Genomic DNA, 24,715 nt, shown 5'->3' with positions numbered 1-24,715 from the left:
GGCCGTTCACCCTCTCAGGCCGGCTACCCATCGTCGCCTTGGTGGGCTTTTACCCCGCCAACTAGCTAATGGGACGCGGACTCATCCTATAGCGGATTTCTCCTTTCTTCAAGAAACGATGCCGCTTCTCGACATTATCCGGTATTAGCACCACTTTCGCAGTGTTATCCCGGTCTACAGGGTAGATTGTCCACGCGTTACTCACCCGTCCGCCGCTAAGTTCGTACCGTAGTACTCCCTTCGCTCGACTTGCATGTGTTAGGCACGCCGCCAGCGTTCGTCCTGAGCCAGGATCAAACTCTCATGTTTATATCCTTTTCTCTTCTTCCTTTACTGGCTTTATCTCACTGTTCGGTTTTCAAGGTTCATTCTCTCGCCGCTTATCGCGACATCGTCTATATTACCACATTTGATTCTCTCTGTCAAGTGCTTTTTACTACTATTTTTATGTTGCACTCGCAGTGACAGGTAATAATATATCACATTAAACAATTCATATCAAATTTTTCTTTCCTTTAAATAATCCGTTTATCAGTCGTTAACTCAATTTATTTTCAAAATTCGCTGATTTGCTGCTTTTTACTAGGTTTTTATGTCATATTCACACTCTCAACGAGTCAATAAATAACTCATATAAAAAAGAGCGTATATAACGCTCCTTTTTATCTCTTTGAGAATTGCGGTGCCTTTCTCGCCTTTTTAAGACCATATTTCTTTCTTTCTTTCATCCTTGGATCTCTCGTTACAAAGCCAGCTTTTTTAAGTATAGGCCTTAATTCGTTGTCAGCTTTCATAAGTGCTCTAGTAATGCCTAATCTTATAGCACCAGCTTGACCTGATAAGCCACCACCTTCAACTTTTGCAATCACATCAAACTTATCGATGTTTTCAGTTAATATAAGCGGTTGTTTAACCGTGTACTTCAGAGTATCTAGTCCAAAATAATCATCAAGAGATCTTCCATTTATAATTATGTTGCCTTTCCCTTGAATTAATCTAACACGTGCAACAGATGTTTTTCTTCTACCTGTGCCAAAAAATTGGATCGTAGCCATTCCTTATTTCCCTCCTTATATGTCAAGTTTTTCTGGTTTTTGTGCCATATGATTATGTTCAGGACCAGTATAAACTTTGAGTTTTTTAATCATATGTCTACCTAATTTATTTTTAGGAAGCATCCCTCTAACTGCTCTGATAATCGCTTTCTCCGGCTTTGTCCTCATCAACGTCTTGTACTGTATCAATTTTAGTCCACCTGGATGTCCTGTGTAATACTTAAAGTACTTTTGCTCTAATTTTTTGCCTGTTAAAACTACTTTATCTGCATTGATTATAATAACATAATCACCCGTATCCACACTAGGCGAATATATAGGTTTATTTTTACCCGACAAAATCTTTGCAACTTGACTAGCTAATCTGCCTAACACTTTTCCTTCGGCATCTATAACATACCATTTTCTTTCTACTTCATTCTTTTTTGGCATGAATGATTTCACTATATTTACCTCCTTAAGAAACTTATACTTAAGTAACATACTCTTCAATAAACGGGGCATAATTTTACATAATATAATTTTAATCCACAGCACCACCCATGTCAATAGTATATTTTAGTTAAAAACAATCCTTGTGGCGGTGCAGTTTTACCTGCCATACATCGATTTTTTGAGTCTAAAATTTCTTTCACGTCGATGGGATTAATCTTACCTAATCCTACATCAACAATTGTACCAACAATTATTCTGACCATATTGTACAAAAACCCATCAGCTTCAATTTCAAATTCTACATTAAAGCCATTTTTTTTAATAGTAATATCGCGAACAGTTCTTACAGGGCTTTTTACAGAGCTTCCACTTGCTTTAAATGCCGAAAAATCATGTGTACCTTCTAAGTACTTAAGTGATTCTCTCATTTTTTCTACATCTAAGCTCTTACTTATATGCCAGCTATAATTTCTATATATTGGAGAATTAACTTTTCTGTTGTATATGATGTATTTATATCTTTTACCTTTAGCAGAATATCTAGAATGAAAATCCATATCTGCCTCAAAAGCATCTTTGATAACTATATCTTTGGGAAGCACGCTGTTTAATGCATCAGGAATCTTTGATGTAGGTATATTGCAATTAGATATAAAATTAGCAACTTGATATAAAGCATGTACACCAGCATCTGTTCTGCTGGAACCAACTAAATCTACATCTTCCAGTGTTATTCTCTTTATTGCCTTTGCTATTACTTCTTGTATCGTAACAGCATTTTTCTGAATTTGCCACCCGTGATAATTTGTACCGTCATATTCGATAACTAATACTATATTTCTCATTTTAAATCTCATCACCAAGGCCAAAATCTATTCCATATGAGTATTATTACCAGTATTGATGTTACTAAAATTGCTATATAATCTATTGTTGTTACTTTTAATTGCTTTAATTTTGTTCTATTAATACCTCCTCTGTAGCACCTTGCCTCCATTGCAACGGCAAGTTCGTCAGCTCTTCTAAAGGCACTGATAAACAAAGGCACTAACAGAGGAATCAAGTTTTTCGCTCTTTTCATTAAATTACCGCTTTCAAAGTCAGCACCTCTAGCAATTTGTGCCTTCATTATTTTATCTGTTTCTTCTAATAATGTTGGTATAAAGCGTAAAGCAATAGTCATCATCATAGCCAATTCATGTGCTGGCATTCCAATGCGTCTAAAAGGATTCAAAAGGCTTTCTATTCCATCTGTTAATGCTATGGGAGATGTTGTAAGAGTTAGAAGCGATGTCCCAACTATCAAAAATATGAGCCTTAATCCCATAAATAGCGCTAATCTTACACCATTAGAAGTTATCTTAAGCGGACCAATTGATGCAAGAAGTATTCCACCAGGAGTGAAAAATATGTTTAATCCAACAGTTAATATGAGAATTACCAAAATCGGTTTTAATCCTTTGAAAATGTAACCTAATGGTATTTTCGATATACATATGCTTCCTAATATAAATAACAAGATAAATACATAACCCGAAAATTTTGTTATTATAAATAATGAGATTATGAATATTATAGAAAGTATTATTTTTACTCTGGGATCTAAACGATGTATGAATGTATCACCTGGTATATATTGGCCTATAGTAATATTCTTAAGCATCTCTCACACCCCTAAGGTACTCCAGTATGCATCTTTTCGCTTCATCAACTGTTAATATATCATCTGGCAACTCTATCCCATTTTTTCTTAGATCTCTCATGAGATAAGTAATTTGCGGCACACCAAGTCCCATTTGCTCAAGTTTTTCGACATTTTTAAAAACTTCTCTAGGAGTACCTATCAACGATACTTTTCCTTCATGCATGACAATTATTTTATTTACCAGTTTTGCTATGTCTTCCATGCTATGAGACACAAGTATTGTAGTCATTTCATATTTTTCATGAATTTCTTTAATCTTGCCTAATATCTCATCTCTCCCCCTTGGGTCAAGACCAGCTGTTGGTTCATCTAATATCAATATTTTTGGCATCATAGACAAAACCCCAGCTATCGCAACACGTCTTCTTTCACCTCCAGATAATTCAAAAGGAGACATGTCTTTCATACTTACATCAAGCCCAACAGTCTTCATAGCTTCAAATACTCTCATCTTTATTTCATCGTCTGGAAGTCCCAAATTAGATGGTCCAAATGCAATGTCTTTGTATATTGTCTCTTCAAATAGTTGATGCTCCGGATACTGAAAAACAATTCCAACTTCTCTTCTGATGTTTTTTAAATTTTTTGTACTTGTAATATCGATTCCATTTATTGTTATTCTACCAGATGTTGGCTTTAAAAGGCCATTTAAGTGCTGTATAAGGGTAGATTTTCCTGAACCAGTATGTCCTATAATTCCTACAAATTCGTTGTCTTCTATTGTAAAACTCACGTCTTTTAATGCTTCTGACTCAAATGGGGTGCCTTCATTGTAAATAAACGAAATATTTTCTACTTGTATTGACATATAAACCTCACCATCTCATCAACAGTTAATATTTCAGTAGGTATATCTATCCCCTCTTGCTTCAGTTTATAAGCTAACTCTGTAACTTGAGGAACATCAAGACCCAAATCTTTTAACTTTTTTACTTCCTTAAATACTTCTTTTGGTGTACCATCTAGAGCAATATTTCCATCATCCATTACAATTACTCTATCGGCAAGAACAGCTTCTTCCATAAAATGTGTAATTAAGATTATTGTAATGCCATTCTCTTTATTTAACCTCTGTATTGTATTTATTACTTCTTTTCTTCCCATAGGATCAAGCATAGCAGTTGGCTCATCTAATATGATACACTGAGGTCTCATAGCTATGACTCCGGCAATGGCTATTCGCTGTTTTTGCCCACCTGAAAGCATATGTGGTGCTGAATCTTTATATTTAAACATGTCTACCGCATTTAATGCAAAGTCCACCCTCTTACGAATTTCTTTCGGATCTATGCCTAAATTTTCCGGTCCAAAAGCCACATCTTCCTCCACAACCGTTGCTACCAATTGGTTATCGGGATTTTGAAATACCATACCAGCAGTCTGCCTTATATCCCATACATGTGCAGAATCTTTAGTATTCATTCCATTGACATACACATCCCCTTCTGTTGGCATGAGAAGAGCATTAAAATGTTTTGCAAGTGTAGATTTCCCTGAACCATTGTGTCCAATAATGGCAATAAATTTTCCTTCCTCAAGATCAATGTTTAATGAATTCAATACAATCTTTTTTTTGTTCTCTTCGTTGCCAGTCTCATAGCTAAATGTAAGGTCTCTTGCCATAATTATATTTTCCATATGACCACCTTCTTTTAAGCCGCAAAATAATTGGCTGTGACTATTAAAATAGGAGTTAAGTTTTATTGATAACTTAACCCCTTTTGAGTCTAAACAAGTTCTATGATAACCAGCGGTGCTGCATCGCCTCTACGAGGACCAAGTTTTAATATTCTTGTATACCCGCCATTTTTATCTGAATATTTAGGAGCAATCTCATCAAATAATTTTTTAACTACCGTTTCATCTGTTAAATATGCTAAAGCCTGTCTTCTTGAGTGCAAATCGCCCCTCTTTGCAAGTGTAATCATTTTTTCCGCAATGCTTCTTATTTCTTTGGCTCTGGCTTCTGTAGTTTGAATTCTTCCATAATTCAAAAAGCTAGTTGTAAGGTTTCTCAACATTGCTCTTCTCTGGTCATGTGGTCGACCTAATTTTCTGTATCCCATTATCTGCCCTCCTTACTCTTCACTCTTTTGCAGCGATAGTCCTAATGCTTTTAATTTTTGCTCAACTTCCACCAAAGACTTTTTGCCAAGATTTCTAACTTTCATCATTTCTTCTTCTGTCTTTTGAACTAAATCTTGAACAGTATTAATTCCTGCTCTTTTAAGGCAGTTATATGACCGTACAGATAGATCAAGTTCTTCTATCGTCATGTCAAGAGGTTTATCTGTCTTTTTCTCTGGTTTTTCAACCAAAACTTCCATATCATTATAATTTTCTGCAAATGATGTAAATAAATTAAAATGATCGATCAGTATTTTCGCAGCTAGACTTATAGCCTCTTTAGGACTTATAGTTCCATTCGTCCATACTTCCATAGTAAGCTTGTCGTAATCTGTAACCTGACCAACACGAGTATTTTCAACATTATAGCTCACTTTCTTAACTGGAGTAAATATAGAATCAACCGGAATGATGCCTATCGGCTGATTCGGTTCTTTATTTTTGTCTGATGGAACGTATCCTTTTCCTTTAACTAACTCGATTTCTATATTTAATTTACCATTATCGCTAAGTGTAGCAATATGAAGATCTGGATTCATTATCTCAACATCGCCATCAGATATTATATCTCCTGCAGTTACTTCGCCTTTACCTTCTGCTTCAATCCTCACTATTTTTGGTTCGTCTGTATATAATTTCACTGCCAACTCTTTCAAGTTTAGTATAATCTCAGTAACATCCTCTTTTACGCCTGGAACAGTAGAAAATTCGTGTAACACCCCATCTATTTTAATTGTCTTAGCTGCTGCACCTGGGAGTGATGATAAAAGCATACGGCGCAAAGAGTTGCCAAGCGTTATCCCATAGCCACGTTCAAGTGGCTCAATAACAAACTTAGCATAGGTGTCATCATTGGATTGCTCCACTATCTCTATTTTTGGTTTTTCAATTTCAATCACCATTTAAACCCTCCTTTTTTTACTTTTATGAGGGTAACCGATTATTACCTTGAATACAATTCAACAATCAAGTGCTCTTCAACTGGTAAGTCTATATGTTCCCTTGTTGGCAGAGATAAAACTTTACCCTCTAATGAATCCTTATTAAAATCTAACCAATCCGGTATATTTGTAGATGCCTCAACATTATTTTTAATAACTTCTAACGACTTGCTGCTATCTTTGACAGATATTACATCACCTGCTTTTACTAAATACGAAGGTATGTCAACCTTTCTCCCGTTTACAAGAATATGACCATGTGATACAAATTGCCTTGCTTGAGCCCTTGAAGACGCTATAGATAATCTATACACTACATTATCAAGTCTTCTTTCAAGAAGTTGTAAAAGATTGTCACCAGTTATACCTTTCATTCTTTCTGCTTCCTCAAAGTATCTTTCAAACTGTCTTTCTAGAACTCCATAATACCTTCTCAACTTTTGTTTTTCTCTCAACTGTGTACCATAGTTTGTAAGCTTCTTCTTATTTTGTCCATGTTGTCCAGGAGCATATGGTCTTCTTGCAAATGGGCACTTTTCAGTATAGCATTTATCGCCTTTTAAAAATAATTTCATGCCTTCTCTACGGCATAATTTACATGTAGATTCTGTGTACCTTGCCATTTTTGCACCTCCTTATACTCTTCTTCTCTTAGGTGGTCTGCACCCATTGTGTGGAATCGGTGTGACATCCTTTATAAGACTTACTTCTAACCCAGCAGCTTGCAAAGCTCTTATTGCAGCCTCTCTGCCTGCACCAGGACCTTTTACATATACATCTACAGTTTTAAGTCCATGTTCCATTGCAGCTTTAGCTGCTGTTTCTGCTGCCATCTGTGCTGCATATGGAGTAGATTTTCTAGAACCTTTAAATCCTAACGTTCCTGCACTTGACCATGCTAATGCATTGCCTGCCATATCAGTCAACGTAACTATTGTATTATTAAATGTTGAATGTATGTGTGCGGCACCACGTTCAACATTTTTGCGCTCGCGGCGTTTAGCTGTTCTTTTAACCTTTTTTGCCATAATTTCCCTCCTTATTATTTCTTCTTCTTCGCAACAGTCTTCTTTGGACCTTTTCTTGTACGCGCATTTGTTCTTGTTCTTTGCCCACGTACTGGTAAGCCCTTTCTATGCCTTATTCCTCTATAACATCCTATATCTATAAGTCTTTTTATGTTTAGAGATATTTCTCTTCTTAAATCACCTTCAACTTTATACTCTTTATCGATGATGTCTCTAAGTCTTGACACTTCATCTTCTGTTAAATCTTTTACCCTAGTATCAGGATTTACACCTGCTTTTGCTAAGATCTCATTTGCGCGAGAACGTCCTATCCCATAAATATACGTCAATCCTATTTCAACGCGTTTTTCTCTTGGTAAATCAATGCCAGCAATTCTTGCCATTTTCCCACCTCCTAACCTTGTTTTTGCTTGTGTTTAGGATTTTCGCAAATTACCATTACCTTACCTTTTCTTTTAATAACCTTGCATTTTTCACAAATCGGTTTAACCGATGGCCTTACTTTCATTATTATACCTCCTTATCACTTGCCTCGCCATACAATTCTGCCTCTTGTTAAATCATATGGGGATAATTCAAGCGTAACTCTATCACCAGGTAGAATCCTGATAAAATTCATTCTAAGTTTACCCGATATGTGTGCTAAGATTCTGTGTCCATTATCAAGTTCCACCTGAAACATCGCATTTGGTAAAGCTTCTATAACTTTACCTTCAACTTCGATAACATCATCTTTTGCCAAGGATATCAAACCCTCCTTATTCTCCACACTTAAACTGTTTTAAAGCATTTTTTATCTCAGCATTTGTAACAGTTTCACCTTTTAATATCTTTTCTCTTATTGTTTCGTCTACTTCATTATACTTTTGAAGATGAATCAATTTTTTCTTTTTCGGCTTTTCAATCTTCCTTAAATCACCGTCAGCTATAAGCACATGTTTTTCATCGGCAACTCCAACTATTATAAAGATTCTGTCTTTATCTCTACCAGCCTTTGACTTAACTATTCGCCCTATTGAGGTATCATCCATTAAATTCACCTCTTAAACTAATGTTAAAATTTCAGGCTCTCCATTTGTTATAACTATGGTATTTTCATAATGAGCAGATGGACTACCATCCACTGTAACAACTGTCCAATTATTATCCTCAATCTTTACATCATATCTTCCCTCATTAACCATTGGTTCAATAGCAAGAGTCATGCCACTTTTTAATCTCGGCCCTCTTCCCGGCGGACCATAATTTGGTACTTGAGGGTCCTCATGCATTTTTTTGCCAATTCCATGACCTACATATTCCCTGACTACCGAAAAACCATTTTTTTCTACGTAAATCTGTATAGCATTTGATATATCAGAAAGTCTGTGTTGCTCCGTTGCCAATTTTATGCCTTCAAAAAAACTTTGTTTTGTCACATCTATTAATTTTCTGAGATTATCACTAATCCTTCCGACTGCAAAAGTCCTCGCCGCATCACCATTAAATCCATGGTATATCGCACCAGTATCTATACTAATAATATCGCCTTCCTTAAGCCTTCTTAAACCTGGTATACCATGGACAACTTCATTATTAATTGATGCACATATTGAAGCTGGAAAGCCATAAAGTCCTTTAAAAGCCGGTATACAATCTTTACTTCTTATATAATCTTCAGCTATCTCATCAAGTTCTTTGGTGGTTATACCCGGCTTTATATACTTTTCTAAAAGATTTAAAACTTCTCCTGTAACTTTTCCAGCATATCTCATCAAAGCTATTTCACTATCAGATTTAATATATATCATTAAACTTCGTCTCCTATTAATGCCTGTATCTCCTTATAAACTTCATTAACAGGTTTATTTCCATCAATATTGCGAATCAAATTCAATTTGCCGTAATACTCCACTAGAGGTTTTGTTTCATCTTCATATACTTCTAAGCGCTTTAAAACAGATTCGATGTTATCGTCCATTCTTTGAATTAATTTTTCACCGCAGTTATCGCAAATTCCTTCCACTTTTGGCGGCTTTGTGACAATATGATATGTTGCACCACACGATGGGCACACTCTTCTACCACTAAGCCTCTTTACTAGTTCATCTCTGTCAACTATTATATTTAAGACATGATCTATTTTAAGATTTTTATTCCCTAGGTATTTGCCAAGAGACTCAGCCTGTACAACGTTTCTCGGATACCCATCAAGCAAGAAACCATCTTTGCAATCATCTTTCGATAGCCTGTCTTCGACAATCTTGTTTGTCACATCATCTGGTACCAGCATCCCTTTATCGATGTACTGCTTTGCTAATTTGCCAAGTTCAGTGTTGTTTTTAATGTTGTACCTAAAGATATCGCCAGTTGAAATATGAGGTATTTTATAATCCCTCGTTATGCTTTCCGCCTGTGTTCCTTTTCCAGCTCCAGGTGGTCCTAACAATATGATTCTCATATATTTTCCCCCTGACTATCTTAAAAATCCCTGGTAGTTACGCATTATGAGCTGTCCTTCTATTTGCTTCATAGTTTCTAGTGCCACACCAACAGCGATCAGCAATGCCGTACCGCCAAAGTATAATTGTAAACCAGTGACATTCATCATTATCACAGGAAGTACCGCAACAACAGCTAAAAATACTGCACCTACAAATGTCACTCTATTCATAACCCTCGTAATAAAATCCGTCGTTGGCTTTCCAGGCCTAATACCTGGAATAAACCCACCATATTTTTTCATATTGTCGGAAATTTCTACAGGATTAAATATTATCGCTGTGTAGAAGTAAGTAAAGAATATTATAAGGAGAACATTCAATACATTATATATCCATCCATTTGTTCCAAGCCATTTCTCTGTAAAAGCGTAAAATGCTGATTTAGGGAAAAATGTAGCTATCTGCTGTGGAAATTGCAGAAGTGAAAGCGCAAATATCAGAGGAATAACACCAGCCATGTTTATTCTTAATGGTATATGAGTTGATTGTCCTCCATATACTTTACGACCTACTACCCTTTTCGCATATTGAACAGGTATTCTTCTTTGCCCTTCTGACATCAATATGATTGAGACAATCATAACGAGTATGACAATCAAGAAGGCTATAGCACCAAATATGTTAGCTGTTCCAGCACCTACATACTGTATTGTAATATAAATCATGTTTGGTATTCTGGCTAGAATACCAGCAAAAATTATAAGAGAGCTGCCATTTCCAACACCATTTTCAGTTATCCTTTCACCTAGCCACATTAAGAATGATGTACCCGCTGTCAATGTTATAACGATTATTGTTAAATTCAGAAAACTAGGATTAATTACTGCACCTCTTAAGCCTATTGTCATTCCTATAGCCTGAATTAATGCAAGTACTACTGTCATATAGCGAGTATACTGCGCAATTTTTTTCCTTCCTTCTTCACCTTCTTTTGCCATTTGCTCCAATGAAGGTATAGCTATAGTTAGTAGCTGCATTATAATTGAAGCGTTAATATACGGAATAATGCTCATGGCAAAAATCGTAAAATCGCGGAATGCACCACCTGAAATTATATCAAAAAATCCAAAAAGTGTTCCTTGTCCAAGAATATTTTTGATTTGATTTGGATCAATACCAGGTACTGGTATATGTGATCCAAGTCTAAATATCAAAAGCATCATTACTGTATAGATTATTTTTTTTCTGATGTCCGCAACCTTCCATGCATTGACAAGGGTCTTTAGCATTTATATCACCTCTGCCTTTCCCCCTACGGATTCTATTTTATCTACAGCAGATTTACTAAACTTGTGCGCTTTTACAGTTAATTTTTTATTAAGTTCACCTGAGCCCAAAATTTTTACGCCATCTTTGATTTTTTTGATAATCCCTTTCTCGATTAAAAGCTCTGGAGTTACAACAGTTCCATCTTCAAAATTATCAAGCAAGCTTAAATTGACAATAGCGTATTCCTTCTTAAAGATATTTGTAAATCCCCTCTTTGGTAAGCGTCTTGTTAAAGGCATCTGCCCACCTTCAAAGCCTGGCCTTATATTTCCACCGCTTCTAGCCTTCTGACCTTTATGTCCACGTCCAGATGTTTTTCCTAATCCCGAACCAATACCTCTGCCAACTCTTTTTCTTTCTTTTCTTGCACCTTCAGCAGGTTTTAAATCGTGAAGTCTCAATGTCCACACCTCCTATTCATTTACTTCTTCGACACTTACTAGGTGTTTAACCTTGTTAATCATACCTCTTACTTGTGGCGTATCATCTAAAACCGAACTACTTCCTATTTTTCTCAATTTCAATGCTCTTACAGTATCTATTTGTGATTTCTCACGTCCTATAGTACTTCTCACCAGAGTAACTTTTAATTTTGCCATTTCAATCCTCCTATCCAAGCAATTGCTCAACAGGAATTCCACGTAATTTTGCTACTTCCTCTGCTGTCTTTAATGATTTCAATCCTTCAATTGTTGCATATACCATGTTTGTAGAATTAGCTGAGCCTAAGGATTTTGTCAATATGTCCTTAATTCCTGCTGATTCAAGTACAGCACGCACAGGTCCTCCAGCAATTACTCCTGTACCTTCCTTAGCCGGTTTCAACAAAACTTTCCCGGCTCCAAAAACTCCTATCGTGTCATGTGGAATTGTAGTTCCTACTATTGGAACCTTTATAAGATGTTTTTTAGCATCTTCGACTGCTTTTCTGATTGCTTCAGGAATTTCTGCGGATTTCCCGGTTCCAACACCAACATAACCTTTTTCGGAATCTCCAACAACTACAGTTGCACTGAATCTGAAATTCCTTCCACCCTTGACAACTTTTGCAACACGATTTAAACTTACAACTTTTTCTTTTAAATCAAGATTTGATATATCAATACGTGCCATGATTTCCCTCCTTATTAAAAATTCAAACCGCCTTCTCTTGCAGCATCTGCTAATTCTTTTATCGTACCATGATATATATATCCACCGCGATCGAAAACAACATCCTTAATTCCCTTTTCAAGAGCTTTTTTTGCAATTAATTTCCCTACTAATCTTGCTGACTCTTTATTTGCACCTTTGGCAATATTCTTCAATTCTGGATCTAATGTGGAAGCATGTGCTAAAGTAACACCATTTACGTCATCAATAAGCTGCGCATATATATGGCTTAAACTTTTGTACACGCTAAGTCTAGGCCTTTCGCTTGTTCCAGAAATTTTTTTTCTTACTCTTAGATGGCGCCTTTTCCGTGTCAATCGTCTGTCTATTTTTGATATCATATTATCACCCCTTACTTCTTACCTGTTTTGCCTTCTTTTAGCCTTACATGTTCTCCAACATACCTGATACCTTTTCCTTTGTAAGCATCTGGCTGTCTTACTTTCCTTATATTTGCAGCTACCTCACCGACTCTTTGTTTGTCAATGCCTTTCACTGTAATCTTATTTGTTCCATCAACTGCAAATTCAATACCCGGTTCTTCTTCTATTTCTACTGGATGAGAATAGCCAACTGTTAAAACAATTTTTTTGCCTTGCTTTGCAACACGATATCCTACACCAACAATCTCAAGGCTTTTCTCATATCCAGTACTTACACCTTTCACCATGTTTTGAATCAAAGCTCTAGTTGTCCCATGCATAGCTCTTGCTTCTTTATTATCGCCGTTTCTTGTCACAACGACTTTATTATCTTCTACAGATATATTAACTAGGTTTGGAAAATCCCTTTCAAGAGTACCCTTTGGTCCCTTTACTACAACATGATTATTATTAACTGTAACTGTTACATCCTTTGGAATATCTACTGGTTGTTTCCCTATTCTAGACACACTTCACACCTCCTATTTTGAATTACCAGATATAGCAGAGAACTTCTCCTCCGACACCCTCTTTTTTAGCATCTTTATCTGTCATTATTCCCTTAGATGTTGATATGATTGCCATGCCGAGGCCACCTAAGACTCTTGGAATTTCATTGCTTTTTGCATAAACCCTCAAGCCTGGTTTGCTTATTCTTTTAAGGCCTGATATAACTCTTTCTTTATTTGGCCCATATTTAAGTGTAATCTTTAAAATACCTTGTTTACCATCATCTATTTCTTCTACTGCTTTAATAAACCCTTCACGAAGCATAAGCATTGCTATTGCTCTTTTTGTATTTGATGCTGGTATCTCTACTGTTTCATGTCTAACTATGTTTGCGTTTCTTATACGTGTAAGCATATCTGCTATTGGATCTGTCATTTCAATACCTCCCCTCTTACCAGCTTGCCTTTTTTACGCCTGGAATAATGCCTTGATGAGCATATTCTCTAAAACAAATACGGCATATTCCATATTTCCTGATATATGCATGTGGTCGCCCACAAATTTTACATCTGTTATATGCTCTTGTACTAAATTTAGGGGTCTTTTTTTGCTTCAATATCAATGCCTTTCTGGCCATTTATATACCTCCTTTACTTTGCAAACGGCATTCCCATAAGCTCCAAGAGTGTTCTCGCTTCTTCGTCATTCTTAGCTGTCGTTACAAATATGATATCCATTCCTCTTACTTTATCAATTTTATCATAATCAATTTCAGGGAATATAAGCTGTTCTTTTATGCCAAATGAGTAATTTCCTCTGCCGTCGAAAGATTTTGTCGGAAGACCTCTAAAATCCCTAACCCTTGGCAATGCCACATTGAATAACTTATCAGCGAATTCATACATTCTTTCGCCTCTTAATGTCACCTTAACACCTATAGGCATGCCTGCACGTATCTTGAAATTTGCTATTGATTTTTTTGCCCTTGTAACTACTGGTTTCTGACCTGTTATTACCGCCAAGTCATTAGAAGCAGCTTCTATTACTTTTGGATTTTCTTTTGCTTCACCAAGTCCTATATTTAAAACTATTTTTTCTAATTTCGGTACTTGCATTATGTTTTTATAAGAATACTTTGCCATAAGAGCAGGTACTACTTCGTTTATATATTTATCTCTAAGCCTTGCCATGATATACCTCCTTTCACTCTTACAATGTCTCTCCACACTTTTTGCAGTATCTTATCTTCTCACCATCAGCAAGAATTTTAACACCATATCTCACGCCAGTTCCACAGCTGTTGCAAAATAACATGACTTTTGACGCATAAATAGGTGCTTCTTGATGTATTATCCCACCTTGATCCTGTGGTCCGCGTGCTCTTCTATGTTTTGTAACTACATTTACACCTTCAACAATAACTTTGCCTTCCTTTGGAAACGCTTTTAACACTTTACCTTTCTTCCCTTTATCTTGACCTGAAATCACTGTGACTATATCGCCTGTTTTTACATGAAGTTTTTTTCTCTTCAATTGTTACACCTCCTTATAGAACTTCCGGTGCAAGTGAAATTATCTTCATAAAATCTTTTTCCCTTAATTCTCTGGCAACTGGTCCAAAAATACGAGTTCCCCTAGGCTGTAGATCATCTTTTATTATAACAGCAGCATTATCATCGAATCTTATATACGTGCCATCTTTTCTTGCTACACCCTTTTTCGTTCTTACTATAACAGCTTTGACTACATCGCCTTTTTTTACAACACCTCCGGGTGTTGCACTTTTGACAGAAGCTACTATTATATCACCTATATTTGAGAACTTTCTAGTTGAACCACCCATCAAATGTATACACATAATCTCTTTAGCACCAGTATTGTCTGCAACTTTTAATATCGTTTGAGGCTGTATCATCTCAAATACCTCCTTTCAGTCATTCTGCCTTTTTAATTATCTCGACAAGCCTCCATCTTTTCTCCTTGCTTAAAGGCCTAGTTTCCATAATTTTCACTACATCACCAATATTACATTGGTTGTTTTCATCATGAGCTTTGAATTTCTTTGTACGCCTTATTATTTTATTATACAGTGGATGCCTTATTCTATCTTCAACAGCAACAACTATCGTCTTCTGCATTTTGTTGCTGACAACTTTTCCTATCCTAACTTTTCTCATGCCTCTTTCCAATTTAAATCCTCCTTTCTATGCATTCAACTTACCAAGTTCTCTTTCTCTCAAGATCGTCTTTATTCTCGCGATAGACTTCCTAACATCTCTCACCCTCATGGGATTATCTAATTGACCAGTGGCAAGTTGAAACCTAAGGTTAAAAAGTTCTCCCTTTAAATCGGAAAGCTTCTGCAATAATTCCTCGTCAGTCAGTTCTCTAATCTCTTTAGCCTTCATTCTCTTCACCACCCAATTCTTCACGTTTTATGAACTTCGTTTTAATAGGCAGTTTATGTTTAGCTAATCTTAAAGCTTCCCTTGCAACATCTTCACTTACACCAGCTATCTCGAAAAGCACTCTGCCTGGCTTTACAACAGCTACCCAGTACTCAGGTGATCCTTTGCCAGAACCCATACGTGTTTCTGCAGGTTTCTCTGTTACAGGCTTATCTGGGAAAATCTTTATCCAAACTTTTCCGCCTCTCTTTATATACCTTGTCATTGCTACTCTGGCAGCCTCTATCTGTACTGCTGTTATCCATCCACCTTCAAGTGCTTGTAAACCGTAATCTCCATAGCTTACTGTATTTCCTCTTGTGGCATTGCCTTTTATCCTGCCTCTTTGTTGTTTCCTATATTTAACTCTTTTAGGCATTAACATGATTATTTGCCTCCTTCCGCTGTTACCTGTTTCTTCGGCTGTGGCAATATCTCTCCTTTGTTAATCCAAACTTTAACGCCGATCTTGCCATAAGTAGTATTTGCTTCTGCAAATCCATAATCTATATTTGCCCTTAATGTTTGAAGGGGCACGACACCTTCATGATATCTTTCAGTGCGAGCAATCTCTGCACCTGCCAATCTCCCAGAACATGCTATTTTTATACCCTTAGCACCTTGTTTCATTGCTCTTGATATTGACTGCTTCATGGCTCTTCTAAATGAGATCCTTCTTTCTAACTGTGAAGCAATATTTTCAGCTACTAATTGGGCATCAAGTTCTGGATTCTTTACTTCAACAATATTTATGATGACCTTCTTATTAGTCATTTTTTCAATTTCCTGCCGCAATCCTTCAATTCCTGCGCCACCTTTTCCTATTACCATTCCTGGTTTCGCAGTATATACATCAATCTTTATTCTATTTGCAGCTCTTTCTATTTCAATTTTCGGAACACCCGAAGCATAAATCTTATTTTTAATAAAATCTCTTATCTTTATATCTTCTATCAAAAGATCACTGAAATCTTTATCCTTTGCAAACCATTTTGCATCCCAATCTTGTGATATACCAACTCTTAAGCCACGAGGATTAATCTTTTGACCCATTTTATCCCTCCTTCTTATTTTTCATCGACAACTACTGTTATATGACTCGTTCTTCTTCTCATCAAATTTGATCTACCCATCGCCCTTGGCATCATTCTCTTCATTATTGGACCCTGATCTGCCACAGCTTTTGCCACATACAGATTATCTCTATCAAGCCCAAAATTATTTTCAGCATTTGCAATCGCTGATTTTAATACTTTTTCTACAATGCCAGCTGCTTTATTTGGAGTAAACTTTAATATCGCTAATGCTTCATTGACATCTTTCCCGCGTATCATGTTCATAACAAGGCCAGCTTTTTGTGGTGAAATTCTTACATATTTTGCAACTGCCTTCGCTTCCACACTATTACCTCCTTTGCCTATTGAACTTTTGAAGACTTTTCAGTATCTGTATGGCCGTGGAATGTACGTGTTGGAGCAAATTCTCCTAATTTATGACCAACCATATCCTCTGTAATGTATATAGGCACATGCTTTCTTCCATCATGTACAGCTATAGTATGACCAACCATCTGAGGAAATATAGTGGAACTCCTTGACCATGTCTTCAAAACTTTTTTCTCGTTTTTCTTGTTCATTTCTTCTATTTTCTTTAATAGCTTCTCGTCAACATACGGGCCTTTTTTTAAGGATCTACTCAAAATTATAGCCTCCCTTCCCAACTAAGCTTTACGACTTTTTACAATCATTTTGTTAGTAGACTTGTTTTTCTTACGTGTCTTATAACCAAGAGCTGGTTTACCCCATGGAGTCATTGGCCCTGGATGTCCTATAGGAGCCTTTCCTTCACCACCGCCGTGTGGGTGATCAACTGGGTTCATAACCGAACCTCTGACTGTCGGCCTAATTCCTAGCCATCTGGACCTACCAGCCTTACCAATTGTTACATTTTCATGATCTAAATTAGACACTTGTCCAATCGTCGCCCTACAGTTCGATCTAATCCATCTTACTTCCGAAGATGGCATTCTTACTTGTACATAGTCTCCTTCTTTCGCTACCAACTGTGCCATTGAACCAGCTGCTCTCACCAATTGGCCACCTTTTCCAGCTACTAATTCAATATTGTGAATAAATGTTCCAACTGGAATGTTGTAAAGCGGAAGTGCATTGCCAACTTTTATATCAACATTTTCACCAGATTCTACTATGTCACCAACTTTTAATCCATATGGTGCAATAATATATCTTTTTTCACCGTCAAGGTAATGAATAAGTGCAATATAAGCTGACCTATTTGGATCATACTCAATTGAAGCTACTTTGCCTGGTACACCGTCTTTATCTCTCTTAAAATCTATGATCCTGTATTTTCTTTTGTGACCGCCGCCACGGTGACGGACAGTAATCCTGCCATATACATTACGTCCACCTGTTTTGTTGAGACTGACTGTCAAGGATTTTTCCGGTTTATCTTTTGTTACTTCTTCAAATGTCAAGACAGTCATTTGCCTTCTACCAGGTGAAGTAGGATTGTATTTTTTAATTCCCATTGTTTTCCCTCCTTAAATTGCTGTATTAAGCTTGCAATCCTTCAAAGAATTCAATGCCTTTGCTGTTAGGCTTTAATTTAACAATAGCCTTCTTATAACTGCTGGTTCTACCGACATTTCTCCCTACTCTTTTTAACTTACCAATATAATTCATTGTATAGACTTTTTCTACATCAACACCAAACAATTCCTCAACAGCTTGTTTTATTTGAATCTTATTTGCATTCTTATTTACGATGAAGGTGTATTTTCTTTCACTCATTAAATTCATACTTTTTTCTGAAATAACCGGTCTTAATATTACATCTCTAGGATCCATCAAGCATACACCTCCTCAACTTTATTGACAGCATCTTTTGTTATTATAAATCTGTCATATTTTAATACATCATATGTGTTTAAACTATTTGCATACACTGCCTTAACATTCGGTATGTTTCTTGATGATAGTACCACATTCTCTTTGCCTTCAGGAATAACAATTAATGCATTTTTAACATTAAATTTTTTCAGCATATCGACGACTTTTTTAGTTTTTGGTTCATCAATGTTTATATCATCAATTACAATTATTTCGTTATCTCTAACTTTTGAAGACAATGCTGACTTTAGCGCAAGCCTTTTAACCTTTTTCGGTATATTGTAACTGTAGTCTCTTGGTTTCGGACCAAAAACAACACCACCTTTAATCCACTGTGGTGCCCTTATACTTCCTTGGCGAGCTCTTCCTGTGCCTTTTTGCCTCCACGGCTTAATACCGCCACCTCTAACTTCGCCACGTCTTTTTGTTGAATGAGTACCTTGCCTTTGATTTGCCAAATAATTTAAGACAGCTTCATGCATAACAGGTACATTCACTTCAACACCAAAAACATTATCACTCAATTCCATTTCACCAATTTGTTCACCATTTATATTATAAACTGTTACTTTCGGCATCGATTTTCCTCCTTTCATTACTTGCTTTTAACAGTATCCCTTATCATAAGAAGTGAGCCTCTGATTCCTGGCACCGAACCTTTTATAAGCAGCAAATTTTTCTCAGGATCTACTTTTACTACTTCTAGATTCTGTACCGTTACTCTCTTATTTCCCATATGACCTGGCAATCTCTTGCCTTTAAATGTCCTTGAAGGATCTGAGCTTGCACCCATAGAACCTGGTCTTCTGTGGTATTTAGAACCATGGGACATAGGTCCTCTGTTTGCATTGTATCTTTTTACTACGCCTGCAAATCCTTTTCCTTTAGATGTACCAGTTACATCTACTCTATCACCGGCTGAAAATATATCAACCTTTATTTCACTGCCAACCTCATATGATGATATATCATCTAATCTGAATTCTCTCAGATACTTTTTAAATGGTACATTAGCTTTTGTAAAATGGCCTTTTAACGGTTTTATAAGCCTTTTTTCCTTTACATCGCCAAAACCAACTTGTATAGCATCATATCCATCATTTTCTTTAGTCTTCTTTTGAACAACTACACATGGACCTGCTTCTACAACTGTGACTGGTATCATTTCATTTCCTACGAATATCTGAGTCATTCCATGTTTTTTGCCAAGTATTGCTTTTTTCATCTTCTACCCTCCTGAAATCATCGGACGCTTCCGCGTCATAATTTCTTATTATTTATTATAATTTTATCTCTATATCAACACCAGCAGGTAAATCTAATCTCATTAATGCATCTACAGTCTTTGGTGTTGGACTTAATATGTCAATAAGCCTTTTATGTGTTCTCGTCTCAAACTGTTCTCTTGAATCTTTGTATTTGTGTGGCGCTCTCAATATTGTAATTACATCTCTCTCTGTTGGAAGTGGTATCGGTCCCGATACTTCTGCGCCTGTTCTTTTTGCTGTTTCAACTATTTTCTCAGCAGATTGATCTAAAACCATATGGTCAAAAGCTTTTAATCTTATGCGAATTTTCTGTTTGGGCATAATTTTCCCCTCCTTCTATATGAACAATCATTAATTCCAGATACACTCATCCGTGTGTTTTCAGTTTTAATAAGAATCTCGTTCAACTTTATTAGTTTAACTTAAAGACCGCATTATTTCAAGTCTTGACAAAACAATAGTTATGTGCTAATAGCTTAAGCTATTAGCACATTTTTATTAAGCAAGAATCTTGGAAACAACACCGGCTCCTACTGTGTGTCCGCCTTCCCTTATAGCAAATTTTAACCCTTCTTCCATCGCTATCGGTGTTATTAATTCTATTGTCATCGTTACATGGTCTCCGGGCATTACCATCTCTACGCCCTCTGGTAATTCTATTACTCCTGTTACGTCTGTTGTCCTGAAGTAGAACTGTGGCCTGTATCCATTGAAGAATGGTGTATGTCTTCCACCTTCTTCTTTTGTTAACACGTATACTTGTCCTTCAAATTTCGTGTGCGGTTTTACTGATCCTGGTTTCGCTAATACTTGTCCTCTTTCTACTTCTTCTCTCGTTACTCCTCTTAATAATACTCCTATGTTGTCTCCTGCTTCTGCTTCGTCTAATGTCTTCCTGAACATCTCTAATCCTGTTACTACTGTCTTCTTGCTTTCATCTGATAAGCCTATTATCTCTACTTCGTCTCCTACTTTTAACTTCCCTCTCTCTACTCTTCCTGTCGCTACTGTCCCTCTTCCTGTTATCGTAAATACATCTTCTACTGGCATCAGGAACGGCTTATCTACATCTCTTTCTGGTGTCGGTATATAACTGTCTACTATATCCATTAATTCCCATATCTTCCCGCACCACTGACAGTCTCTTTGTCCGCATCCGCATTCCATTGCTTTTAATGCTGATCCTACTACTATCGGTGTGTCATCTCCTGGGAACTCATATTCGTTTAACAGTTCTCTTACTTCCATCTCTACTAGCTCTATTAATTCTTCGTCATCTACCATGTCTGATTTGTTTAAGAATACTACGATGTACGGTACTCCTACCTGTCTCGCTAACAGGATGTGCTCTCTTGTCTGTGGCATTGGACCGTCTGCTGCTGATACTACTAGTATCGCTCCGTCCATCTGCGCTGCTCCTGTTATCATGTTCTTTACATAGTCTGCGTGTCCTGGACAGTCTACATGCGCATAGTGCCTTTTCTCTGTCTCGTATTCTACGTGCATTGTGTTTATTGTTATTCCTCTTGCTTTCTCTTCTGGTGCTTTGTCTATTTCGTCATATGCTGTCGCTTGTGCCATTCCTTGTTTTGATAATACTATTGTTATCGCTGATGTTAACGTCGTTTTGCCATGGTCTACGTGCCCTATTGTCCCTATGTTTGCATGGGGTTTCTTTCTTTCAAATTTTTGCTTCGCCATTTCTTTTTCCTCCTTACATTAATTTATTTTTTACTTTTTCGCTAATATTTGATCAGCAATATTTTTAGGCACCTCTTCATAGTGACTAAACTGCATAGTATATGTGCCTCTTCCTTGTGTTTTTGAACGAAGGTCTGTAGCATAACCAAACATTTCTGCTAGCGGAACCATGCCTCTTATGACTTTTGCACCAGCTCTATCCATCATGCCTTCAATTCTACCACGTCTTGAATTTATGTCACCCATTACATCGCCCATATATTCCTCTGGCACAACAACTTCAACTTCCATTATAGGCTCTAAAAGTACAGCTCCGCCTTTTTTCATACCTTCTTTGAAAGCCATTGAGCCTGCAATCTTAAACGCCATATCCGATGAGTCAACTTCGTGGTAAGAACCATCCACTAAAGAAACTTTTACGTCCACGACTTCATAACCACCAAGGATGCCATTCTCCATCGCTTCCTGTACGCCGGCATCAACTGCAGGTATATACTCCTTCGGTATAACACCGCCAACGATTTTATTCTCAAATTGATATCCTTGACCTCTCTCCAAAGGTTCCATTTCAAGCCATACATGTCCATATTGACCACGTCCACCTGACTGTCTTATAAACTTGCCTTCGATACGTACAGGCTTTGTTATCGTCTCTTTATAAGCAACTTGCGGTTTGCCAACATTGCATTCTACATTGAATTCTCTTTTCATTCTATCAACAATGATTTCCAAATGCAGTTCGCCCATGCCTGCTATAATTGTCTGTCCTGTCTCTTGATCTGTATATGTTTTAAATGTCGGATCTTCTTCTGCAAGTTTCTGAAGTGCTACAGCCATTTTATCCTGTGCAGCTTTAGTTTTTGGCTCTATTGCAACTCTTATAACAGGTTCAGGGAATTCCATCGACTCTAAAAGAATAGGTTGATTTTCATCGCACAGCGTATCACCTGTTGTCGTATCTTTTAATCCAACTGCTGCTGCTATATCACCTGTATAAACTTTGTCTATCTCTTTTCTATGATTAGCGTGCATCTGAAGGATTCTTCCTATTCTTTCTTTTTTTCCTTTTGTAGAATTCAATACGTATGAACCTGATTCCAAAGTTCCTGAATATACCCTAAAAAACGCAAGTTTTCCAACGTAAGGATCAGCCATTATCTTAAAAGCAAGTGCCGAGAATGGTTCATTGTCATCTGCTTTTCTCTCTATCTCCTCATCACTATTAAGCTTCATTCCTTTTACAGCAGGAATATCGATAGGAGATGGTAGATACCTTACAACAGCGTCTAACATCGGCTGTACACCTTTGTTTTTATATGAGGAACCGCAAGTAACACACACAAGCTCATTATTAAGGGTTCCCTTTCTCAATGCTGCGTGTATCTCTTCTTCAGTTATCTCTTCGCCTTCTAAGTATTTCTCCATCAATACTTCATCTTGCTCTGAAACAGCTTCTAAAAGTTTTTCTCTATACTCCTGAGCTAAATCCCTCATATCTTCTGGAATTTCAACTTCTTCTGATACAGTTCCTAAGTCATCTTCATATATAATCGCATCCATCTTTATTAGATCTATAATCCCCACAAATGTATCTTCTTTTCCAATAGGAAGCTGTATCGCAACGGGATTTGCGTTTAACCTTTCTTTCATCATCTTAATAACATTAAAAAAGTCCGCTCCCATTATGTCCATCTTGTTGACATATGCTAGCCTTGGTACTCTGTACTTATCTGCCTGTCTCCAAACTGTCTCTGATTGTGGTTCAACACCACCTTTTGCGCAGAATACTGCAACCGCTCCATCTAACACTCTTAAAGAGCGCTCTACCTCAACTGTAAAGTCCACGTGTCCCGGCGTATCTATAATATTAATCTTGTGATCTTTCCAATAGCATGTTGTAGCAGCAGAAGTTATTGTAATACCTCTCTCCTGCTCCTGCTCCATCCAGTCCATTGTTGCATTACCTTCGTGTACTTCACCTATCTTATGGACTTTCCCTGTATAAAATAGTATTCTTTCGGTAGTTGTAGTTTTGCCAGCATCTATATGCGCCATTATTCCAATGTTCCTAACTTTATCTAAGCTAAAATCTCTAGGCATTTATATCCTCCTTTCCTGCCCATATAATACACACTACCATAATCCTTATTACCATCTGTAATGTGCAAATGCTTTATTGGCTTCAGCCATTTTATGTGTATCTTCTCTCTTCTTAACACTAGCACCTGTATTATTTGCAGCATCCATAATTTCCGCCGCTAATTTTTCCATCATTGTCCTTCCGCTTCTCTTTCTTGCAAAATCTATGATCCACCTTATACCAAGTGTCTGTCTTCTCTCAGGTCTGACCTCGACAGGTACTTGGTAAGTAGCACCACCAACACGCCTTGGCTTTACTTCTAGCACAGGCATAACATTATTTAATGCTTCTTCAAAAACTTCCAGTGGATCTCTACCAGTTTTTTCTTTTATTATGTCAAATGCACCGTAGCATATCTTTTGAGCTATACCTCTTTTGCCACTGTACATTATTTTATTTATCAGTTTTGTGACTTTTTTACTATTATAAACTGGATCTGGTAGAACATCGCGTTTTGCTACATAGCCCTTTCTAGGCATTCGCTATCCCTCCTATCATTTAGGTTTTTTCGCACCATATTGTGAGCGAGCTTGTTTTCTATTAGCAACACCAGCTGCATCAAGCGTTCCTCTTATAATCTTATATCTAACACCAGGTAAATCTTTTACTCTTCCACCTCTAATAAGAACAACAGAGTGCTCCTGCAAATTATGTCCTATACCCGGGATATATGCAGTGACTTCAGTATTATTTACAAGTCTTACTCTGGCTATTTTCCTTAATGCTGAGTTAGGCTTCTTTGGCGTTGTTGTCTTAACAACTGTGCAAACACCCCTCTTTTGAGGATTACCTTTTAACGCTGGGGATGTAGATTTATATTTAACCTTTTTTCTTCCTTCTCTTACTAACTGATTAATTGTCGGCATCCTTACACCTCCTTCCAATATTTAGAAGATTTATCCCCTATGCAGGGGATAAATCTAATTATTTTTCACTTCAACTCAGCAGCAGTCGCTGCTCCTACATCAATACCACACATGTCTCCTAGTTCTTTCATTGTGTCTATATAAACTATATCGATAGATTTTGAATTACAAGCATCAATAATTTTTTTCGTAACGTGTTCTTCAGCATCCCGAGCAACATATACCTTAGCAGCTTTATCATTCGTTACAGCTTTAAATGTCTGCTTCGCCCCTATTACCATTCTAGAAGAACTACTTTTACTTGAACCCATTAA

The 24,715-nt window shown here is 36.9% G+C and carries 43 protein-coding genes and 1 rRNA gene; all 44 read right to left on the bottom strand.

Annotated features, from left to right (window positions below; all coding sequences use genetic code 11):
- A 16S ribosomal RNA gene (locus J2Z80_RS07445) occupies positions 1-309 on the bottom strand; the annotation flags it as partial.
- 353 nt (positions 310-662) lie between these two features.
- Complete coding sequence (rpsI, locus tag J2Z80_RS07440) at positions 663-1,055, bottom strand: 30S ribosomal protein S9 (RefSeq protein ID WP_209453816.1); 393 nt, start codon at positions 1,053-1,055, stop codon at positions 663-665.
- 15 nt (positions 1,056-1,070) lie between these two features.
- Positions 1,071-1,499, bottom strand: a complete 429-nt coding sequence (rplM, locus tag J2Z80_RS07435) for a 50S ribosomal protein L13 (protein ID WP_209453815.1) — start codon at positions 1,497-1,499, stop codon at positions 1,071-1,073.
- Positions 1,500-1,600: 101 nt separating this feature from the next.
- Entirely contained in the window at positions 1,601-2,335 is a 735-nt protein-coding gene (truA, locus tag J2Z80_RS07430; RefSeq protein WP_209453814.1) for a tRNA pseudouridine(38-40) synthase TruA, read from the bottom strand.
- An 11-nt stretch (positions 2,336-2,346) separates the two neighbouring features.
- Entirely contained in the window at positions 2,347-3,153 is an 807-nt protein-coding gene (locus tag J2Z80_RS07425) for an energy-coupling factor transporter transmembrane component T family protein (protein ID WP_209453813.1), read from the bottom strand.
- On the bottom strand, positions 3,146-4,003 hold the full coding sequence (locus J2Z80_RS07420) for an energy-coupling factor transporter ATPase (protein WP_209453812.1): 858 nt from the start codon (positions 4,001-4,003) through the stop codon (positions 3,146-3,148). Before J2Z80_RS07420 ends, J2Z80_RS07425 begins: the two co-directional genes overlap by 8 nt.
- Complete coding sequence (locus tag J2Z80_RS07415; protein ID WP_209453811.1) at positions 3,988-4,833, bottom strand: energy-coupling factor transporter ATPase; 846 nt, start codon at positions 4,831-4,833, stop codon at positions 3,988-3,990. Before J2Z80_RS07415 ends, J2Z80_RS07420 begins: the two co-directional genes overlap by 16 nt.
- An 89-nt stretch (positions 4,834-4,922) precedes the next feature.
- A complete protein-coding gene (gene rplQ / locus J2Z80_RS07410) occupies positions 4,923-5,261 on the bottom strand; it encodes a 50S ribosomal protein L17 (RefSeq protein ID WP_209453810.1) in 339 nt (112 codons plus the stop codon).
- 12 nt (positions 5,262-5,273) lie between these two features.
- Positions 5,274-6,224, bottom strand: coding sequence for a DNA-directed RNA polymerase subunit alpha (locus J2Z80_RS07405; protein ID WP_245301204.1), 951 nt, complete (start codon positions 6,222-6,224; stop codon positions 5,274-5,276).
- 41 nt (positions 6,225-6,265) lie between these two features.
- Positions 6,266-6,886, bottom strand: a complete 621-nt coding sequence (gene rpsD, locus J2Z80_RS07400) for a 30S ribosomal protein S4 (RefSeq protein ID WP_209453809.1) — start codon at positions 6,884-6,886, stop codon at positions 6,266-6,268.
- 12 nt (positions 6,887-6,898) lie between these two features.
- Positions 6,899-7,291, bottom strand: coding sequence for a 30S ribosomal protein S11 (gene rpsK / locus J2Z80_RS07395; RefSeq protein ID WP_015310900.1), 393 nt, complete (start codon positions 7,289-7,291; stop codon positions 6,899-6,901).
- Positions 7,292-7,305: 14 nt separating this feature from the next.
- Positions 7,306-7,674, bottom strand: a complete 369-nt coding sequence (gene rpsM, locus J2Z80_RS07390) for a 30S ribosomal protein S13 (RefSeq protein WP_209453808.1) — start codon at positions 7,672-7,674, stop codon at positions 7,306-7,308.
- An 11-nt stretch (positions 7,675-7,685) separates the two neighbouring features.
- Positions 7,686-7,799: a 50S ribosomal protein L36 gene (rpmJ, locus tag J2Z80_RS07385; RefSeq protein WP_002509257.1), complete on the bottom strand. Its 114-nt coding sequence runs from the start codon at positions 7,797-7,799 to the stop codon at positions 7,686-7,688.
- A gap of 15 nt (positions 7,800-7,814) precedes the next feature.
- Positions 7,815-8,033: a translation initiation factor IF-1 gene (infA, locus tag J2Z80_RS07380; RefSeq protein ID WP_013297001.1), complete on the bottom strand. Its 219-nt coding sequence runs from the start codon at positions 8,031-8,033 to the stop codon at positions 7,815-7,817.
- Positions 8,034-8,049: 16 nt separating this feature from the next.
- Entirely contained in the window at positions 8,050-8,322 is a 273-nt protein-coding gene (locus J2Z80_RS07375) for a KOW domain-containing RNA-binding protein (RefSeq protein WP_209453807.1), read from the bottom strand.
- A 12-nt stretch (positions 8,323-8,334) separates the two neighbouring features.
- Positions 8,335-9,081, bottom strand: a complete 747-nt coding sequence (map, locus tag J2Z80_RS07370) for a type I methionyl aminopeptidase (protein WP_192403325.1) — start codon at positions 9,079-9,081, stop codon at positions 8,335-8,337.
- Positions 9,081-9,731 carry an adenylate kinase gene (locus J2Z80_RS07365; RefSeq protein WP_192403323.1) on the bottom strand — a complete coding sequence of 217 codons (651 nt, stop codon included), beginning with the start codon at positions 9,729-9,731 and terminating at the stop codon, positions 9,081-9,083. The genes map and J2Z80_RS07365 overlap by 1 nt, the downstream gene beginning before the upstream one ends.
- 15 nt (positions 9,732-9,746) lie before the next feature.
- Positions 9,747-11,003, bottom strand: coding sequence for a preprotein translocase subunit SecY (secY, locus tag J2Z80_RS07360; RefSeq protein WP_192403321.1), 1,257 nt, complete (start codon positions 11,001-11,003; stop codon positions 9,747-9,749).
- The gene (gene rplO, locus J2Z80_RS07355; RefSeq protein ID WP_132774212.1) at positions 11,004-11,444 is read right to left on the bottom strand and encodes a 50S ribosomal protein L15; all 441 of its coding nucleotides are present in this window, start codon (positions 11,442-11,444) and stop codon (positions 11,004-11,006) included.
- A 12-nt stretch (positions 11,445-11,456) separates the two neighbouring features.
- Positions 11,457-11,642, bottom strand: a complete 186-nt coding sequence (gene rpmD, locus J2Z80_RS07350) for a 50S ribosomal protein L30 (RefSeq protein ID WP_013296995.1) — start codon at positions 11,640-11,642, stop codon at positions 11,457-11,459.
- Between the two features lie 10 nt (positions 11,643-11,652).
- Positions 11,653-12,156 carry a 30S ribosomal protein S5 gene (rpsE, locus tag J2Z80_RS07345; RefSeq protein WP_192403319.1) on the bottom strand — a complete coding sequence of 168 codons (504 nt, stop codon included), beginning with the start codon at positions 12,154-12,156 and terminating at the stop codon, positions 11,653-11,655.
- 14 nt (positions 12,157-12,170) lie between these two features.
- Positions 12,171-12,536, bottom strand: a complete 366-nt coding sequence (gene rplR / locus J2Z80_RS07340) for a 50S ribosomal protein L18 (protein ID WP_209453806.1) — start codon at positions 12,534-12,536, stop codon at positions 12,171-12,173.
- Positions 12,537-12,547: 11 nt separating this feature from the next.
- Positions 12,548-13,087, bottom strand: coding sequence for a 50S ribosomal protein L6 (gene rplF, locus J2Z80_RS07335; protein WP_192403315.1), 540 nt, complete (start codon positions 13,085-13,087; stop codon positions 12,548-12,550).
- A gap of 22 nt (positions 13,088-13,109) precedes the next feature.
- A complete protein-coding gene (gene rpsH, locus J2Z80_RS07330) occupies positions 13,110-13,508 on the bottom strand; it encodes a 30S ribosomal protein S8 (protein WP_192403335.1) in 399 nt (132 codons plus the stop codon).
- Positions 13,509-13,518: 10 nt separating this feature from the next.
- Entirely contained in the window at positions 13,519-13,704 is a 186-nt protein-coding gene (locus J2Z80_RS07325; protein ID WP_132774215.1) for a type Z 30S ribosomal protein S14, read from the bottom strand.
- A gap of 13 nt (positions 13,705-13,717) precedes the next feature.
- Entirely contained in the window at positions 13,718-14,257 is a 540-nt protein-coding gene (gene rplE, locus J2Z80_RS07320; RefSeq protein WP_192403313.1) for a 50S ribosomal protein L5, read from the bottom strand.
- 19 nt (positions 14,258-14,276) lie between these two features.
- Entirely contained in the window at positions 14,277-14,600 is a 324-nt protein-coding gene (gene rplX / locus J2Z80_RS07315) for a 50S ribosomal protein L24 (RefSeq protein ID WP_209453805.1), read from the bottom strand.
- Between the two features lie 13 nt (positions 14,601-14,613).
- Complete coding sequence (gene rplN / locus J2Z80_RS07310; protein WP_192403309.1) at positions 14,614-14,982, bottom strand: 50S ribosomal protein L14; 369 nt, start codon at positions 14,980-14,982, stop codon at positions 14,614-14,616.
- Positions 14,983-15,001: 19 nt separating this feature from the next.
- Positions 15,002-15,256 (bottom strand): 30S ribosomal protein S17, encoded by a 255-nt coding sequence (gene rpsQ, locus J2Z80_RS07305; protein WP_013296986.1) that lies wholly within the window; start codon positions 15,254-15,256, stop codon positions 15,002-15,004.
- A 15-nt stretch (positions 15,257-15,271) separates the two neighbouring features.
- Positions 15,272-15,475, bottom strand: a complete 204-nt coding sequence (gene rpmC, locus J2Z80_RS07300; protein WP_013296985.1) for a 50S ribosomal protein L29 — start codon at positions 15,473-15,475, stop codon at positions 15,272-15,274.
- Complete coding sequence (gene rplP, locus J2Z80_RS07295; protein ID WP_192403307.1) at positions 15,465-15,899, bottom strand: 50S ribosomal protein L16; 435 nt, start codon at positions 15,897-15,899, stop codon at positions 15,465-15,467. The genes rpmC and rplP overlap by 11 nt, the downstream gene beginning before the upstream one ends.
- Positions 15,900-15,901: 2 nt before the next feature.
- Complete coding sequence (gene rpsC, locus J2Z80_RS07290) at positions 15,902-16,567, bottom strand: 30S ribosomal protein S3 (RefSeq protein WP_192403305.1); 666 nt, start codon at positions 16,565-16,567, stop codon at positions 15,902-15,904.
- Between the two features lie 14 nt (positions 16,568-16,581).
- Positions 16,582-16,914, bottom strand: coding sequence for a 50S ribosomal protein L22 (gene rplV / locus J2Z80_RS07285; protein WP_209453804.1), 333 nt, complete (start codon positions 16,912-16,914; stop codon positions 16,582-16,584).
- A 17-nt stretch (positions 16,915-16,931) separates the two neighbouring features.
- The gene (gene rpsS, locus J2Z80_RS07280) at positions 16,932-17,213 is read right to left on the bottom strand and encodes a 30S ribosomal protein S19 (RefSeq protein WP_209453803.1); all 282 of its coding nucleotides are present in this window, start codon (positions 17,211-17,213) and stop codon (positions 16,932-16,934) included.
- Positions 17,214-17,234: 21 nt separating this feature from the next.
- Positions 17,235-18,065 (bottom strand): 50S ribosomal protein L2, encoded by an 831-nt coding sequence (rplB, locus tag J2Z80_RS07275; RefSeq protein WP_192403301.1) that lies wholly within the window; start codon positions 18,063-18,065, stop codon positions 17,235-17,237.
- A 25-nt stretch (positions 18,066-18,090) separates the two neighbouring features.
- Positions 18,091-18,384: a 50S ribosomal protein L23 gene (gene rplW, locus J2Z80_RS07270; RefSeq protein WP_192403333.1), complete on the bottom strand. Its 294-nt coding sequence runs from the start codon at positions 18,382-18,384 to the stop codon at positions 18,091-18,093.
- On the bottom strand, positions 18,384-19,004 hold the full coding sequence (gene rplD / locus J2Z80_RS07265) for a 50S ribosomal protein L4 (protein ID WP_209453802.1): 621 nt from the start codon (positions 19,002-19,004) through the stop codon (positions 18,384-18,386). Before rplD ends, rplW begins: the two co-directional genes overlap by 1 nt.
- A gap of 17 nt (positions 19,005-19,021) precedes the next feature.
- Complete coding sequence (gene rplC, locus J2Z80_RS07260) at positions 19,022-19,651, bottom strand: 50S ribosomal protein L3 (RefSeq protein WP_192403297.1); 630 nt, start codon at positions 19,649-19,651, stop codon at positions 19,022-19,024.
- 55 nt (positions 19,652-19,706) lie between these two features.
- Positions 19,707-20,015, bottom strand: a complete 309-nt coding sequence (rpsJ, locus tag J2Z80_RS07255; RefSeq protein ID WP_013296976.1) for a 30S ribosomal protein S10 — start codon at positions 20,013-20,015, stop codon at positions 19,707-19,709.
- 177 nt (positions 20,016-20,192) lie between these two features.
- Complete coding sequence (tuf, locus tag J2Z80_RS07250) at positions 20,193-21,395, bottom strand: elongation factor Tu (RefSeq protein WP_209453801.1); 1,203 nt, start codon at positions 21,393-21,395, stop codon at positions 20,193-20,195.
- Positions 21,396-21,425: 30 nt separating this feature from the next.
- Positions 21,426-23,495, bottom strand: a complete 2,070-nt coding sequence (gene fusA / locus J2Z80_RS07245) for an elongation factor G (RefSeq protein WP_209453800.1) — start codon at positions 23,493-23,495, stop codon at positions 21,426-21,428.
- Between the two features lie 48 nt (positions 23,496-23,543).
- Positions 23,544-24,014 (bottom strand): 30S ribosomal protein S7, encoded by a 471-nt coding sequence (gene rpsG / locus J2Z80_RS07240; RefSeq protein ID WP_209453799.1) that lies wholly within the window; start codon positions 24,012-24,014, stop codon positions 23,544-23,546.
- Between the two features lie 15 nt (positions 24,015-24,029).
- Positions 24,030-24,401 carry a 30S ribosomal protein S12 gene (gene rpsL / locus J2Z80_RS07235; protein ID WP_013296972.1) on the bottom strand — a complete coding sequence of 124 codons (372 nt, stop codon included), beginning with the start codon at positions 24,399-24,401 and terminating at the stop codon, positions 24,030-24,032.
- Between the two features lie 65 nt (positions 24,402-24,466).
- Positions 24,467-24,712, bottom strand: coding sequence for a ribosomal L7Ae/L30e/S12e/Gadd45 family protein (locus tag J2Z80_RS07230; protein WP_209453798.1), 246 nt, complete (start codon positions 24,710-24,712; stop codon positions 24,467-24,469).
- Positions 24,713-24,715 lie beyond the last annotated feature (3 nt).

Origin of the sequence: Thermoanaerobacterium butyriciformans (genome assembly GCF_017874545.1) — a bacterium.
GTDB classification, from domain to species: domain Bacteria; phylum Bacillota; class Thermoanaerobacteria; order Thermoanaerobacterales; family Thermoanaerobacteraceae; genus Thermoanaerobacterium; species Thermoanaerobacterium butyriciformans.
Note: the sequence above shows the minus strand (reverse complement) of the source record. Positions and strands in the feature narration are given on the sequence as shown.